This is a genomic window from Nocardia kruczakiae NBRC 101016, from assembly GCF_001612965.1.
In the GTDB taxonomy this organism is placed as follows: domain Bacteria; phylum Actinomycetota; class Actinomycetes; order Mycobacteriales; family Mycobacteriaceae; genus Nocardia; species Nocardia kruczakiae.
This window is the reverse complement of the sequence record NZ_BDBL01000017.1, coordinates 24,783-40,103: the sequence shown is the minus strand read 5'-3', so window position 1 is coordinate 40,103 and position 15,321 is coordinate 24,783. Positions and strand designations below refer to the sequence as shown.

Below are 15,321 nucleotides of genomic sequence, written 5' to 3'. Positions count from 1 at the left end.
GGCTATTTTCGCATCTCGGGCATGTCATGCCCCTGGCCACGACACGACTGCTTTTCCGGCCAGCGTCTTGGTCCCGTCCGCGAGTTCGGCGGTCAGGTCGAGATGGGCGCGCTGTTCGCCGTCGACGGTCTCGATGCCGGTGACTTCGGCGTGGAACACAGGTTCGGCGAGAACCGGTGTGATCGCCGTGAATCGGGTGGACAGTTCGAGAATGCGGCTCTGCGGCACCCAGTCGGTGAGCAGCCGGCCCAGGTAGGCCATCGACAGCATGCCGTGGGCGAAGACGTCGTCCATGCCCGAGGCCCGTGCCGAGTCGATATCGATGTGGATCGGGTTGTGGTCGCCCGAGGCGCCGGCGAAGAGGGCCAGCGTCGTGCGGGAGACGGCGCCGGGACGCAGTTCCGGAACAGACGTTGTCGTGGCGAGGGCGGGTGAGTTCACGAGGTGCCTCCGGGGTTCTTGATGACGCTGACGCTCTCGAGTTCGGCCACGACCGCGCCGTCCCTGGTCACCGTGGTGCGGCGGACCAGGAAGTCGAGCGCGCCACCCGCTTTGGAGTAGGCGTCGACGTAGGCCGAGTCGAACTGCACCCGGTCTCCGGCGTGGACATCGGCGAAGTATCGGAATCGCTGCTCACCGTGGAGCACGGTGCCGAGGTCGACGCCATGGGCGGCGAGATCGTCGAAGACAGGGGAGTTCTCGAGTTCGAGGCCGAACAGGAAGGTTGGCGGGGCGAGCACATCGGGATGGCCCGCGGCGATCGCTGCGTCCCGGTCGCGGTAGATCGGGTTCTGCTCGCCGATCGCGATGGCGAATTGCTTGATCCGGCCGCGTTCGATGTCGGCGATCACCGGCGGAGTGACGACATCGAGGATTGCGTGATCGAGGGACATCAGCCCACCTTCTCGTACAGGGTCACGACGCAGGCGCCGCCGAGACCGAGGTTGTGCTGCAATGCGATTCGCGCGCCGTCGACCTGGCGATCGCCGGCCTGGCCGCGCAGCTGCCACACCAGTTCGGCGCACTGCGCCAGGCCGGTGGCGCCCAGGGGGTGGCCCTTGGAGAGCAGGCCGCCGGACGGGTTGGTTACGACGCGGCCGCCGTAGGTGTTGTCGCCGTCGAGGACGAACTTCTCCGCGGTGCCCTCGGGGGTGAGGCCGAGGCCCTCGTAGGTGATGACCTCGTTGGTGCTGAAGCAGTCGTGCAGCTCGACCACCGGGATGTCGAGCGGGTCGATGCCGGACTGTTCGTAGACCTCGGCGGCGGCCTTGGCGGTCATGTCGTAGCCGGCCACCTTCATCATGTCGGTGGTCTCGAAGGTGCCTGCCACATCGGTGACCAACGACTGGGCCTTCACACGGATGCTCGCGTCCAGGCCGCGGGCGCGGGCGAACTCCTCGCTGCACACGATCGCGGCGGCCGCGCCGTTGGTCGGCGGGCAGCACATCAGCAGCGTCAGCGGTCCCCAGATTTGCTTCGAGCCCATCACGGTGGCCAGGTCGATCGGGTCGCGGAACACCGCCAGCGGGTTGCGGCCCGCGTGCGAGCGCGCCTTGACCGAGACACGTCCGAAGATCTCGGAAGTCACGCCGTAGCGCGACATGTATTCCACGCCCGCGCCGCCGAACATCTTCGCCGCCATCGGGGCCGGCTCGTCGCCGCCGGGTCGCGAGGCCGCGATGTTCTCGCCGCGCTCGGTCGGGCTCGGGCGATCGCCGAAGGCGTTGACCAGGGCGCCCGGCTGCATCTGCTCGAAGCCGAGGGCGAGCACACAGTCGGCCGTGCCGGAGGCGACCGCCTGGCGTGCCAGCCAGAGGGCACTGGAGCCGGTGGAGCAGTTGTTGTTGACGTTCACCACCGGAATGCCGGTCATACCGACCTCGTAGAGGGCGTTCTGCCCGGAGGTGGAGTCGCCGTAGACGTACCCCACATAGGCCTGCTGGACATCGCCGTAGTCGATGCCCGCGTCCTGCAGGGCCGCGATGGTCGCCGCGGCGCCCATCCGGTCGTAGGTCTCACTCTTTCCGGGTTTGGTGAAGGGCATCATTCCGACGCCGCTGATACAGACGTTAGTCATGGGTCTGTCCTTGCTCGAGGGGTTGTGTCGAGGGAGTGTGCGCCCGAGGGACGTGCGCACCGTCGGGCCTGACATGGACTATACATATTCATGACTAACAAATGCCGCATTCTGCCTGAAGAAATCCGGCATTGACGGCCAAGTGAGCTGAAGTTAGTATTCACCCCAGTGACCGCAGTCACAGATTGTCGGTACGAACTATTTCGCGCAGGTCGACGCCGATTCCCCGGTGTCGCGCCTATGGCGGCAAATCTCAGGAGGCAGCACGTGAGCGTGCAGAAACTGCAGGACAAGGTTGCGTTGGTTTCCGGCTCGGGCCGTGGCATCGGGCGCGCGGTCGCGCGGAAGCTGGCGTTCGAAGGGGCCAAGGTCGTGATCAACGATCTCGATCCGGAGCCGGCGAAGGAGGTCGTCGCCGAGATCGAGGCGCTGGGCGGTCAGGCCGTGGTCTGCCTCGGCAGCGTCACCGACCCGGAGTTCGCCGATCGGTTCGTGGCCACCGCGGTGGACCACTTCGGCGGCATCGACATCATCGTCAACAACGCCGGCTACACCTGGGACAACGTCATCCAGAAGATGACCGACCAGCAGTGGAACGACATCATCGACGTGCACCTCACCGCTCCGTTCCGCATCCTGCGCGCCGCGCAGCCGGTCATCAGCGCCGCGGTCAAGAAGGAGCGCGAGGCGGGCGTCGTGCCGTGCCGCAAGGTTGTGAACATCTCTTCCACCTCCGGTCTGCAGGGCAACGCGGGCCAGGCGAACTACTCCTCGGCCAAGGCGGGCATGGTCGGTCTGACCAAGGCGATCGCCAAGGAGTGGGGTCGCTACAACGTCACCGTCAACGCCGTCGCCTACGGCGTGATCAACACTCGCCTGACCTCGGTGACCACAGAGGAGAAGACCATCAAGGTGGAGGAGCGCGACATCAAGGTCGGGGTGAACCCCGCGGTGATGGAGGCGGCCACCAAGCAGATCGCGCTCGGCCGGGCGGGCACCGTCGAGGAGGCCGCGGGCGCGGTCTACCTGCTGTGCAGCCCCGAGTCGAGCTACATCACCGGCGAGACCCTGGTCTGCGGCGGCGGTTTGTGACCGAGGCCGCCACCGTGACCGAACAGTACGAGGATGTGCGCTACGAGGCGTCCGAGGGCATCGCCGTGGTGACCCTCGACGCCGCGCAGCGTCGCAACGCGTTCCGGGTCCCGATGCTGGTGGACCTGCTGCGCGCACTCGATCGTGCCGACCACGATCCCGCGGTGCGCGCGGTGATCGTGACCGGCGCCGGGGAGGCCTTCTCTCTGGGCGCGGCGCTGGACGGCCCGGCGACGCTGTCGAAGGCGCTGGCCGAGGACGTCGACGGCCACACCCCGACCGGTTACCGCGAGCCCGCGGGCCGGATCAGCGAGCGGCTGTTCGCCATGCAGAAGCCGGTGATCGCCGCGTTCAACGGGCACGCGATCGGCGGCGGGGCGACGATCGCCGCGGCGATGGACATCCGCATCGGCAGCGAAAAGGCCCGGTTCGGCTTCGTGTTCAATCGACGTGGCGTGGTGCCGGAGGGCGCGTCGTCGTGGTTCCTGCCCCGGCTGGTCGGGATCGGCCGGGCGACCGACTGGATCCTGACCGGTCGCGTGTTCGACGCCGCCGAGGCCTACGAAGCGGGCTACCTCACCCGGGTGATCCCCGCCGATCAGGTGATGACCGTGGCCATGGAGTACGCGAACCAGTTCGTGCGTGACACCTCGCCGACCTCGGTCGCGCTGTCCAAGCGGCTGCTCGCCTCCGCGTGGAAGTACTCCCATCCCGGTCCGGCGGCCGCGGACGAATCCCGCGCGTACGCGGGCAGGGTCGACTCGGCGGACGCCCGCGAAGGAATCATGTCCTTCCTCGAGCACCGCCCCGCGGTGTTCCCGCCGCTCGATCCGTCCCCGGCCGAGAAGTTCTGAGTCCATCCCGACGGCCCGTCCCGCCGCTTGTAAGCCTGCATCGAGGAGCACGATGACCAACGAACCGTTCACTGTCTGTAAGTACGGCGCCGACGCGGAGGGGACCCACGACTTCGCGGGCATCCCCAACTTCAATGAGAGCGTCTACTTCAACTTCGTCGATCCGGTCTCTCAGCTCGGCGGGCTGGTCCGGATCGGCAACCGGCCGAACCTCGGCTACAGCGAGACCTCGGTGCAGCTGACCCTGCCCGGTGGGGCCATCGCGTTCCGGGCCGGGCGCACCCCGCGCGAGACCAACGACGACTTCTCCGGTCAGGGCCTCGAGATCACCTTCACCGAACCCACCCGCAAGGCCGAGATCCGTTACCGCAACACCGTCGCGCGGGTGGTCCATCCGTCGTTGATGGCCGAGCAGGGCCGCATCGCGTTGAAGAACGCGCCGTCGGAGGAATGCGAGATCTCGTTGTCCTACGAGGCGTCGAGCCCGATGTTCGTGATCAACAGCGACGGTGACGGTGACTGCACCCCGGGCAGTTCCACGATCGCCTCCGACCACTACGAGCAGTTCGGGCACCTGTCGGGCACCATCCGGGTCGGCAACCGGACCTGGGTGCTCGACAAGGTCACCTCGTTCCGCGACCACTCGTGGGGGCCGCGCGAGTGGGCTTCCTACACCGGTGAATGGGTGGCGGGCTGGCTGGCGGACGGCACCGCGTTCAGCGCGTACGGCGAGTACGAGAAGTCCGGGGTGCGGGTGTCGGCCGGCGCGGTGCTGACCACCGACGGTGTCGCGCACCCGATCACCGAGTACCTCGTGCACACCGACTACGCGGGCGAATCCACCTACTCGGGACGCCACGTCGGCATCATCACCGCCGAGGGTCTGCCGACGATCCTCGTCGACGGCGCCATCCGGCACTTCGTCCCGGTCACCCAGCGCACCGAGGACCGCGCCGTGCGGATGGGCCAGATGACCGTCGACCTCGCCGAGGGACACGGCGGCTGGGCGGTCGCCGAGTTCCTGCGTCCGATCCGCCCGTAGGCAGTCACGCCGCACCACCCCGACCGAACAGCCTTCGAGGAGTACACCCATGTATCCCGGCCGCCACGCCGTCGAACATCCCGATCGCCCAGCCATCGTCATGGCCCCCAGCGGCGAGGTCCTGACCTACGCGGACCTCGACGCACGGGCCAACCGGCTGGCCGCGCTGTTGCGCGCCGAGGGCTTGGCGCCGGGTGACCACATCGCGCTGTTCATGGAGAACCACCTCGAGATGATCGTCGCGATGTCGGCGGCCGAACGGTCGGGGCTGTTCTACACCCCGGTCAACTCGTTCCTCTCGGCCGCCGAGGCCGCCTACATCATCGACGACTCGCAGTCCAGACTGGTCATCACCACGGTGGCGAAAGCTGCTGTCGCGCAAGAGTTTCCCGAACTGTGTACGCGGGTGAGCCGCTGGCTCATGGTCGACGCCGAACCCGGCTCGCCCGCACTGACCGGACCGTACGAGTCCTACCGCGCGGCGGTCGCCGCGTTCGGCCCCGAGCCAGGGGAGCACGAACGGCTCGGCACCCCGATGTTCTACTCCTCCGGCACCACCGGCAAGCCCAAGGCGATCAAACGCCTGTTGCCCGACGCGCATCCGGGCCAGATCCTGGAGATCGAGGACTTCGGCCGCACACTGTTCCACCTGCGCGAGGGCATGCGCTTCCTCTCGCCCGCACCGCTCTACCACTCAGGTCCGCAGTCGACGGTCGCGATCAGCCTGCGCTTGGGCGCCACTGTCGTCGTGATGCAGAAATTCGACGCCGAGATGTACCTCGAACTGATCGAGAAGCACCGCATCACCCACTCGATGGTCGTGCCGACCATGTTCTCCCGCCTGCTCAAGCTGCCCGCAGACAAGCGCGCCCGTGACGTCTCCTCGCTCGAGGTCGTGGTGCACGGCGCCGCGCCGTGCCCGGTCGCGGTCAAAGAAGCCATGCTCGAGTGGTGGGGCCCGGTGATCTACGAGTACTACGGCGGCACCGAGGCCAACGGCATGTGCGGCTGCACACCCGAGGAATGGCTGGCGCACAAGGGAACCGTCGGCAGGCCGTTCATGGGCGAGCCGGTGATCCTCGACGAGGACGGCAACCAGTGCCCGCCCGGCGTCGCGGGAACCATCTGGTTCCGCGGTGCGGGCAGCGGCTTCGAGTACTTCAACGATCCGGGCAAGACCGCCGAGGCCAAGGACGCCACCGGGACGATGTCCAAGATCGGCGACATCGGCTACCTCGACGAGGACGGATTCCTGTATCTCACCGACCGTCAGGCGTTCGTCATCATCTCCGGCGGGGTGAACATCTACCCGCAGGAGATCGAGAATCTGCTCGTCACCCATCCGAAGGTGATGGACGCCGCCGTCTTCGGCGTCCCCGACGATGATTTCGGTGAGGCCGTGAAGGCCGTGATCCAGGCCGTCGATCCGGCTGCGGACGGTGCGGACCTGGCCGCCGAACTGGCTGCGTTCTGCCGCGAGAACCTCGCGAAGTTCAAGTGCCCCAAATCGTTCGACTTCATCGATGAGATGCCCCGGCTGCCCACCGGAAAGCTGTACAAGAAACCGCTGCGCGATGCCTACTGGCAGACGACGGAATCGTCCGCGGCCGCCGGCTGACCGTCACCCACCGACTGCTCCACTCACAGCGCGCCACCTCGGCGCGGGCGCCGCAGACCGAAGCCCCGCCCCATGAGCGCGGCCCTCACCCAGAACAGGATCACCCAATGCCTCATGACGTGTACGTGTACGACGCCTTCCGCACCCCGCGAGGTCGCGGCAGGGGCGGAGCCCTGCACGGCGTCAAGCCGATCTCGCTCGTCGTCGGTCTGCTGCGCGCGCTCCAGGACCGCAATCCGAGCCTGGACCCCAAGCGTGTCGACGACCTGATCCTGGGCGTGGTCAGCCCGCTGCGCGACCAAGGCGCCGACATCGCGCGCATCGCCGCGCTTGCCGCCGGACTGCCCGACACGGTGGCCGGTGTGCAGATGAACCGGTTCTGCGCCTCCGGGCTCGAGGCCGTCAACACCGCCTCACAGAAGGTGGCCTCGGGCTGGGAATCGCTGGTGCTCGCGGGCGGTGTGGAGAGCATGTCCCGGGTGCCGATGGGCTCCGACGGTGGTGCCTGGGCCAACGACCCGGAGACCAACCTGACCACCGGATTCGTTCCGCAGGGCATCGGCGCCGACCTGATCGCCACCCTCGAGGGCTTCACTCGTGAGGACGTCGACGCGTTCGCCGTCGAATCGCAGCGGCGCGCCGCGACCGCCTGGGACGAGGGCCGTTTCGCGCGGTCGATCGTGCCGGTGCTGGACCGCAACGGTCAGACGATCCTCGACCACGACGAGCACATCCGCCGCGGCACCACCCTCGAATCGCTGGGCAAGATCAAGCCCGCCTTCGCCGCGCTGGGCACGCAGGCCGGGTTCGACGCGGTCGCGCTGCAGAAATACCACTGGGTGGAGCGCATCGACCACGTGCACACCGGCGGCAACTCCTCGGGCATCGTCGACGGCGCCGCGCTGGTGGCGATCGGCAACGAGGCGATCGGCAAGGAACTCGGCCTGACCCCGCGCGCCCGCATCGTCGCCGGCGCGGTGAGCGGCTCCGATCCCACCATCATGCTGACCGGCCCCGCCCCGGCCAGCCGCAAGGCGCTCGAGGTCGCGGGTCTGAGCGTCGACGACATCGACCTGTTCGAGATCAACGAGGCGTTCTCCTCGGTCGCCCTGCGTTTCATGAAGGACCTCGACATTCCGCACGAGAAGCTCAACGTCAACGGCGGCGCGATCGCCATGGGCCATCCGCTCGGCGCGACCGGCGCCATGCTGATCTCCACCGTCGTCGACGAGCTCGAACGCCGCGATCAGCGCCGCGGACTGATCACGCTGTGCGTGGGCGGCGGCATGGGCATCGCCACGATCGTCGAGCGGGTGTGAACGCACCGATGGCCCAGACATCTCCCCACCAGAATTCCGACAACTCTTCGAGCGAGGCCGACGCTGTGACCACCCCCGACACCATCACCTGGGAGCAGACCGAATCCGGCGTCGTGGTCCTGACTTTCGACGACCCCGCCCAGTCGGTCAACACCATGACCGCGGCCTGGTCGGCCTCCTTCGCCGCGGCCCTGGACCGGCTGGCCGGGCTGGGCTCCGAGCTGACCGGTGTGATCCTGACCTCGGCCAAGAAGACCTTCTTCGCCGGCGGCGATCTCGGTGATCTGCTCGCCACCACCGCCGAGCGGGCCGGCGAACTGACCGCCTTCGCCAACGGCGCCAAGGCCATGCTGCGAAAGCTCGAGACTCTCGGCGTTCCGGTGGTCGCCGCGCTGGGCGGCAGCGCGCTCGGCGGTGGACTCGAGATCGCGCTCGCCTGCCACCACCGCGTCGCCGTGGACGCGCCGTCTATCCGGATCGGTCTGCCCGAGGTCACCCTGGGCCTGCTGCCCGGCGGTGGCGGCGTGGTGCGCACCGTCCGGCTGCTCGGCCTGGACACCGCCCTGGACAAGGTTCTGCTGCCCGGCACCACCTATCGTGTCGGTGACGCGGTCGCGCTCGGACTGATCGACCGCGTCGTCCCCGACGCCGAGGCGCTGATTCCCGCAGCGCTGGAATGGATCTCGGCCAATCCGGGCGCCACCCAGCCGTGGGACCGCGGCGAGTCGATCCCTGGCGGCACCGCCAACACCCCGTCGATCGAGGCCGTGCTGCCGGTGCGCGCCGCCGCGCTGCGCAACCGCCACAAGGGCGCCCCGATGCCCGCCCCGGCGAATATCCTGTGCGCGGCCGTCGAGGGCACCCAGGTCGACTTCGACACCGCCTCGGCGATCGAGACCCGCTATTTCGTCGAGCTGGTCACCGGCCCGGTCGCGAAGAACATCATCCAGGGCACCTTCTTCGACAAGCAGGTCATCAAGTCCGGCGCGAGCAGGCCGGAGGATTTTCCCACCCACCGTGCCACCTTCGCCGCCGTGCTCGGCGCGGGCATGATGGGCGCGGGCGTGGCACTGTCGTGCGCGCTCGTCGGCATGACGGTGGCACTGAAGGACGTCGATCTCGCCGCCGCCGAGCGCGGTAAGGACTACGCCCGCAAGGTGCTCGGCAAGCAGGTCGAGAAGGGCAGCCGCACCCGCGAGGACGCCGACGCGATCCTCGAACTCATCACCCCCACCGCGTCCGTGCAGGATCTCGCCGGCGCCGATCTGGTGATCGAGGCCGTGTTCGAGAACCCCGATCTCAAGCGCAAGGTCTTCGCCGAGGTGCTCGACGTGGTGGCCCCCGACGCGGTGCTGGCATCCAACACCTCCACGCTGCCGATCACCGATCTCGCCCGCGATCTGCCGCGCCCCGAGGACTTCATCGGCCTGCACTTCTTCTCGCCGGTCGACCGCATGGAACTGATCGAGATCATCGTCGGCGACAAGACCAGTGACGCCACCCTGGCCAAGGCCTTCGACATCGCCCTGCAGATGCACAAGACCCCGATCGTCGTCGGTGACGGCCGCGGCTTCTTCACCAGCCGGGTGATCCTGCAGCGCCTGGTCGAGGCTGCCGCCATGGTGGGCGAGGGCGTCCATCCGCAGTCCATCGAGCAGGCCTCCCTGCAGGCCGGCTACCCGGTGGGCACGCTGGCGCTGCTCGACGAACTGACCCTGTCGTTGCCGTTGAAGATCCGCGGTCAGTTCCGTGAGGTCGCCGAACAGAACGGCGGAGAGCTCGCCGCCCACCCCGGCGACGCGGTGCTCACCACGATGGTCGAGGAACTGGGCAGGCCCAGCCGCCTCGCCGGCGCCGGCTTCTACGACTACGTCGACGGCAAGCGGGCGGGGCTGTGGTCTGGTCTGGCCGAACAGTTCCCGCGTACCGAGCTGCAGGCCGACCTCACCGAGCTTCGCGATCGGCTGCTCTTCGCCGAGGTGCTCGAAACCGTCCGCTGCCACGACGACGGCATTCTGCGCTCGACGGCCGACGCCAATGTGGGCTCGCTGCTGGGCATCGGCTTCCCCACCTGGACCGGCGGCACCAGCCAGTTCGTCGCGGGCTACCCGGGCGGCATCGCCGCATTCGTCGCGCGCGCTCAGGAACTGGCCGACCGATACGGCGCGCGGTTCACCCCGCCCGCCTCGCTGACGGAGCGGTGAGTATGCGCAGAGAGCTGTACACCGACGAGCACGAGGCGTTCCGGTCGGCCTTCCGCGCACTGCTCGACCGGGAGGCCGTGCCGAACGTCGAGAAGTGGGAGCAGGCGGGCACCGTCGATCGCGGGTTCATCACCAGCGTGGCCGAATGTGGTTTCCTCGGTTTCGAATTCGATCCCGAATACGGCGGCCTGGGCATCGACGACTTCCGCTACAACACCGTCATGGCCGAGGAAGTCGTGCGCTCGGGCATGGCAGGCGACACGTTCAGCATGCAGAACGACATCATCGTCCCCTACCTGCGCGACCTGGCCACCGACGAGCAGAAACAGCGCTGGCTGCCGAGATTCACCCGCGGCGACTGCGTCACCGCCCTGGCGATGACCGAACCGGGAGCGGGCTCGGACCTCGCCTCGATCCGCACCAGCGCCGTTCGCGACGGCGACCACTTGGTGATCAACGGCGCCAAGACGTTCATCACCAGCGGCGCCACCTGCGACCTGGCGATCGTGCTCATACGCACCGGCGAACGAGACGGGCGCGGCACCTCGCTGGTCGGAGTCGAGTACGGCACACCGGGATTCGAACGTGGCAAGCCGATGCACAAGATCGGGCGCAAGGCCCAGGACACGGCGGAACTGTTCTTTACCGACTGCCGGGTCCCGGTCACGAACATCCTCGGTGAACCGGGGCGCGGCTTCGGCTCCGCGATCGCGAATCTGCCGCGCGAGCGGCTCTCGATCGCGGTCTCGGCGGTGGCTTCGGCAGCGCACGGGCTGAGCTTGGCGCTGGACCATGTGCGCTCGCGCGTCGCGTTCGGGGCGCCGCTGGCCGACCTGCAGTCGGTGCGGATGTCCATCGCCGACATGCACACCGACGTCAAGATCCTGCAGTACTACATCGACGGCTGCGTCACCGCGCTCAACCGCGGCGAACTGTCCGCCGCCGAGGCCGCCGGCGCCAAATACAAGGCCACCGAACTGCAGTGGAGTGTGCTCGACCGCTGCCTGCAAATGTTCGGCGGCTACGGCTACATGGAGGAATACCCCATCGCACGGATGTGGCGCGACGCGCGTATCCAGCGAATCTACGGAGGAGCGAACGAAGTGATGACCGATCTCGTCGGCCGCGCGGTGGTGGCCGGATGACCAGCGCATCGCAGGCGGGCCCGCTCGCCGGACGGACCGCACTCGTCACCGGCGGCTCGCGCGGCGTCGGTCGCGCGGTCGCGCTGCGGCTGGCCCGCGACGGCGCCGCGGTGGCGGTGAACTACCGGCGCGACGCGGCGGCCGCCGACGAGGTGGTCGAGCAGATCGTCGCGGCGGGCGGTCGCGCGGCGGCCTACCGGGCGTCGATCGACGACGAGTCGGCCGTCGCCGAGATGGTGACCGCCATCCGCGCCGATCTCGGCCCGGTGGATCTGATCGTCAGCAATGCCGGTTCGGCCAGCCGCGGCCAGGACGTCGCCTCGACGCCGCAGGCAGATTTTCTGCAGCTCATGCACGTGCACGCGTTCGGCCCGATCGCCTTGATCCAGCAGGTGCTGCCGGATATGCGCAAGGCCGCGTCCGGTGCGGTCGGCCGGGGCGACATCGTGATGATCTCCTCCAACACCACGACGTCGGCCCCGCCGAACTCCGCGCCCTACACCATGGCCAAGGCGGCGATGGAGACCTGCGTGCGCACCATCGCGCGGGAGGAACGCCGCTACGGCATCCACGCCAATATCGTGGCCCCCGGTCTGATCGCCACCGAGATGGGTAAACGACTCGTCTCCGCGTCGCGCGGCGCCGACATCGGCGATCTCGACGCCGACTCGCCGTTCGGGCGGGTGTGCCGTCCCGAGGACGTCGCGGGCACGGTGGCGTTCCTGGTCTTGCCGGACTCCGGCTATGTGACCGGACAACGGCTGGTCGTCGACGGCGGCGGCCCGAACCCGACGATCTTCTGACGACCGAGACACGAGTGAGGTTTCCGTGACGACCGTGGCCGAGGCAGACCGCACCCCCGACAACGGGGGAACCACCGTCGGCGAGCCCGAAGACTTCTTCGCCGAGCTGACCGCATCGCTGGACACCGCATTGTCGGCGAACAACACTCTGCGCTTGATCGACATCGACCAGCGCGGCGAGGGCAACTCGTGGGAGACCTACCTGGTCACCGCCGAGTGGACCGCAGGCGCCGACCGGCGAAGCGCGACCTATGCGGTCAAACGCCAGCCGGTCAGCGGCATCATCGACGACTACGACGTGGACCGCGAGGTCGGCTTGCTGCAGGCCGCCGACCGGGCGGGGATGCGGGTGCCCGCTGTGCTCGCCCACCGCGGCGAGCGTGACGGTGACCGGGGATTCTTCGTGATGGAGAAGGTGCCGGGCATTATCCCGATGCCGCACAACGTCTCGCGCCTGATCCCAGACGCCGCCGTGCGCGCGGATCTCGGACGGCAGGTGGCCAGGGAGATGGCCCGTCTGCACAGCGCCGATCCGGCCTCGATGGGGCTGGACATGCTCGGGCCGGTGCCCGGCGGCGCCGACACCGGCCGGATCGAGAACGACAAGTGGGCCCGCGCCTACCGCGAGGTGGCCGACATCCCGATCCCCGTGCTCGACCTGGCCTGCGCGTGGCTCGACCACCGCGCCGGCACCGTGTCCGGCCGGGTGAGCCTGGTGCACAACGATTTCCGGATCGGCAATCTGGTGATCGAGGACGGATCCATCTCCGGCGTGCTGGATTGGGAGACCGCACACTTCTCCGATCCGGTCGCCGATATCGCCTGGTTCGCGCAGCGCACCTCGCGCGGCCGCTCACCGCTGCTGTGCAAGCTGATCGAACTCGAGCCGTTCCTCGACGAGTACGAGCGAGCGGGCGGCTGGCGGCCGAGCTCCGAAACGCTCACCTGGTGGTCGGTGCAATCGCTGGTCAAGACGGCCGTGGGCTGCCTGCAGGCCGTGGATGTCTACAAGCGTGGCGACCGCGACGAATTGCGGTACTCGAACATGGCCCACAGCGTCTACTACAGCGTCGGCTGGTTGACCACCATGCTGCGCGACGGAGAATGGGGACACTGACATGACCGTCTATTCGACCGATCTGACCGGGCTGCTGGCCACGATCAAGGACACCCTCGGCCACCGCGTGGCGCCCGCGGTGCCGGAGGGCACCGCCCGTCAGGAACTCGCCGCGGTGCTCGAGCAGCTCGACAACCTCACCCAGCGGATCTCCTGGGACCAGGCGGCACTCGCGCAGACCTGCGAGCGCACCGAGGCACTGGCGACGCGCCTCGGGCTCGCGCCGGCGGGCGATGTCCACGCCGGGGTCGACGCTCTGCGCGCACGCCGCCGCCACGTCTCCGACGTCCTGCGTGAGGCCTACCGCGATGGCGCGCCGCGCGCCGGGCTCGTCGAATCCGTTTTGGAGTTCTCGGAAAGGGATGTCGCCGAACAGATCTCGGTGGGCCTGCGCGCCGGACTGCCGATCTGACCCGGAATATCCAGCGCGGCTGGGGGAGTCACCCCCTCGTGATCTGATCACCTACCGCCGGGCGGCCCGGCTTTCGACTATCGGAGGAGGGCGCAGATGCGCGTCCACGAACTGCTGGACCACTGGGCCGAACGGTTCCCGGACGAGGTCTATGTGACCGACGGCAGCCGCAGTCTCACCTGGGACGAGATGCGCCGGTGGACCCACCGGGTCGGCAACTGGCTGGCCGGCGAACTGCGGCCCGGCGAGCGTTTCTGCCTGCTGGAGCGCAACTCGCTCGAGATGATCGCGCTGTACTTCGGCGCGTCGCGCGCGGGAGTGGTGCCGGTGCCGCTCAACTTCCGGCTGGCGCCCCAGGAGTGGAAATACATCGTCGAGGACGCCGGGTGCCGCCTGGCCGTCGTCCACGAGGACTACGCGCAGGCGCTGACCGGGGCCGTCCCCGGTATCACGGCGTCGGTCATCCGCGACGACAGCCCGTCGCGCCTGCGGTTCGCCGAGGAGGTCGCCGCGACCCCGGACGACGCGATCGACCGCGATGTGCCTGCCGAGGCGATCTACCACCAGATGTACACCAGCGGCACCACCGGAAAACCCAAGGGCGCCATGGTGTCGCACCGGGCGGCCTGCACGAACGCCCTGCAGATCCAGCTGGCGCTGAGCTCGGTGCGCCGAGCCACGCTCTGCGTCATGCCGCTGTTCCACGCCGGCGCCGCGCTGCAGATCCTGGCCTACACCTCGGGCGGCTGCTCGGTGCACGTGGTGCGCGATTTCGACCGGACCGAGGTGCTGCGGGCGATGTCCGAGCGCCGCATCCAGCTGCTCACCCTGGCCCCGGCGATGATCCAGGCCATGATCGACGATCCCGTCGCCGCGCAGCTGGACTTCTCGGCGCTGGAGCTGGTGGTCTACGGCTCGGCGCCGATGGCTGTCGAGCTCGTCAAGCGGGCGATGGAGGTGTTCGGCTGCGATTTCGCCCAGGCCTACGGCATGACCGAAACCACCGCGGTGGCCACGATTCTGGCTCCCGAGGACCATCGCCGGGCCGTGGCAGGCCGCCCGGACATCCTGGCCTCGGCGGGACGTCCGGTGCTCGGGACCGCCGTCCGCGTGATCGGACGCGACGGTGCGGAGCTCCCGGTCGGCGAGGTCGGTGAGATCGTGGTCCGCGGCCCGCATCTCATGGACGGCTACTGGGGACTGGGGGAGGCGAGCCGGGCCGCGCTCGCGGGCGGGTGGATGCACACCGGCGACGCGGGCTATCGCGACGCCGAGGGTTTCGTGTTCATCTCCGACCGGGTGAAGGACATGATCGTCTCCGGTGGGGAGAACATCTACCCCCGCGAGATCGAGGAAATCCTGTTCGAGATGCCGGGCATCGCCGACGTGGCGGTCATCGGCGTGCCGAGCGAACGTTGGGGTGAGAGCCCTGTCGCGGTGGTCGTTCCCGCCGCGGGCGCGACCGTCACCGAGCAGATGGTCCTGGAGCACTGCCGGGCCAACCTCGCGAAGTTCAAATGTCCCGTCTCCGTGACGTTCGTCGACGCGCTGCCGCGCAGCGCGGTCGGCAAGGTCCTCAAGCGCGATCTACGCGAACCCTATTGGCAGGGGATGGATCGCCGCATCAACTGAGGCGGC

General features: G+C 68.6%; 14 protein-coding genes. 11 read left to right on the top strand and 3 right to left on the bottom strand.

All coding sequences use genetic code 11. The features are described from left to right. Positions 1 to 24: 24 nt before the first annotated feature. From NK1_RS14100 to NK1_RS14090, 3 genes are read right to left on the bottom strand one after another with little or no spacing between them, the layout of a single operon-like run. On the bottom strand, positions 25 to 441 hold the full coding sequence (locus NK1_RS14100) for a MaoC/PaaZ C-terminal domain-containing protein (RefSeq protein WP_063008979.1): 417 nt from the start codon (positions 439 to 441) through the stop codon (positions 25 to 27). Beyond that, positions 438 to 893, bottom strand: coding sequence for a MaoC family dehydratase N-terminal domain-containing protein (locus NK1_RS14095; RefSeq protein WP_063008978.1), 456 nt, complete (start codon positions 891 to 893; stop codon positions 438 to 440). Before NK1_RS14095 ends, NK1_RS14100 begins: the two co-directional genes overlap by 4 nt. Then, positions 893 to 2,077, bottom strand: a complete 1,185-nt coding sequence (locus tag NK1_RS14090) for a lipid-transfer protein (RefSeq protein ID WP_063008977.1) — start codon at positions 2,075 to 2,077, stop codon at positions 893 to 895. The genes NK1_RS14095 and NK1_RS14090 overlap by 1 nt, the downstream gene beginning before the upstream one ends. Before the next feature lie 267 nt (positions 2,078 to 2,344). On the opposite strand from NK1_RS14090, the gene NK1_RS14085 reads away from it, so the two are divergent. From NK1_RS14085 to NK1_RS14035, 11 genes are all read left to right on the top strand, one after another. After that, positions 2,345 to 3,169: an SDR family NAD(P)-dependent oxidoreductase gene (locus NK1_RS14085; protein ID WP_063008976.1), complete on the top strand. Its 825-nt coding sequence runs from the start codon at positions 2,345 to 2,347 to the stop codon at positions 3,167 to 3,169. Then, on the top strand, positions 3,166 to 4,023 hold the full coding sequence (locus tag NK1_RS14080; RefSeq protein WP_063008975.1) for an enoyl-CoA hydratase-related protein: 858 nt from the start codon (positions 3,166 to 3,168) through the stop codon (positions 4,021 to 4,023). Before NK1_RS14085 ends, NK1_RS14080 begins: the two co-directional genes overlap by 4 nt. A 52-nt stretch (positions 4,024 to 4,075) precedes the next feature. Beyond that, on the top strand, positions 4,076 to 5,065 hold the full coding sequence (locus NK1_RS14075) for a DUF7064 domain-containing protein (RefSeq protein ID WP_063008974.1): 990 nt from the start codon (positions 4,076 to 4,078) through the stop codon (positions 5,063 to 5,065). 49 nt (positions 5,066 to 5,114) lie between these two features. After that, positions 5,115 to 6,683, top strand: coding sequence for an AMP-binding protein (locus NK1_RS14070; protein ID WP_063008973.1), 1,569 nt, complete (start codon positions 5,115 to 5,117; stop codon positions 6,681 to 6,683). Positions 6,684 to 6,790: 107 nt separating this feature from the next. Continuing rightward, positions 6,791 to 8,002, top strand: coding sequence for an acetyl-CoA C-acetyltransferase (locus NK1_RS14065; RefSeq protein WP_063008972.1), 1,212 nt, complete (start codon positions 6,791 to 6,793; stop codon positions 8,000 to 8,002). A 65-nt stretch (positions 8,003 to 8,067) separates the two neighbouring features. Then, complete coding sequence (locus tag NK1_RS14060; RefSeq protein ID WP_063008971.1) at positions 8,068 to 10,206, top strand: 3-hydroxyacyl-CoA dehydrogenase NAD-binding domain-containing protein; 2,139 nt, start codon at positions 8,068 to 8,070, stop codon at positions 10,204 to 10,206. Between the two features lie 2 nt (positions 10,207 to 10,208). Next, the gene (locus NK1_RS14055; protein WP_063008970.1) at positions 10,209 to 11,351 is read left to right on the top strand and encodes an acyl-CoA dehydrogenase family protein; all 1,143 of its coding nucleotides are present in this window, start codon (positions 10,209 to 10,211) and stop codon (positions 11,349 to 11,351) included. Next, the gene (locus tag NK1_RS14050) at positions 11,348 to 12,154 is read left to right on the top strand and encodes an SDR family NAD(P)-dependent oxidoreductase (protein WP_063008969.1); all 807 of its coding nucleotides are present in this window, start codon (positions 11,348 to 11,350) and stop codon (positions 12,152 to 12,154) included. Before NK1_RS14055 ends, NK1_RS14050 begins: the two co-directional genes overlap by 4 nt. Positions 12,155 to 12,179: 25 nt before the next feature. Continuing rightward, positions 12,180 to 13,271, top strand: a complete 1,092-nt coding sequence (locus NK1_RS14045) for a phosphotransferase family protein (RefSeq protein ID WP_310408485.1) — start codon at positions 12,180 to 12,182, stop codon at positions 13,269 to 13,271. 1 nt (position 13,272) lies between these two features. Beyond that, complete coding sequence (locus NK1_RS14040) at positions 13,273 to 13,683, top strand: hypothetical protein (protein ID WP_063008968.1); 411 nt, start codon at positions 13,273 to 13,275, stop codon at positions 13,681 to 13,683. Between the two features lie 96 nt (positions 13,684 to 13,779). After that, positions 13,780 to 15,315 (top strand): long-chain-fatty-acid--CoA ligase, encoded by a 1,536-nt coding sequence (locus NK1_RS14035; protein WP_063008967.1) that lies wholly within the window; start codon positions 13,780 to 13,782, stop codon positions 15,313 to 15,315. Positions 15,316 to 15,321 lie beyond the last annotated feature (6 nt).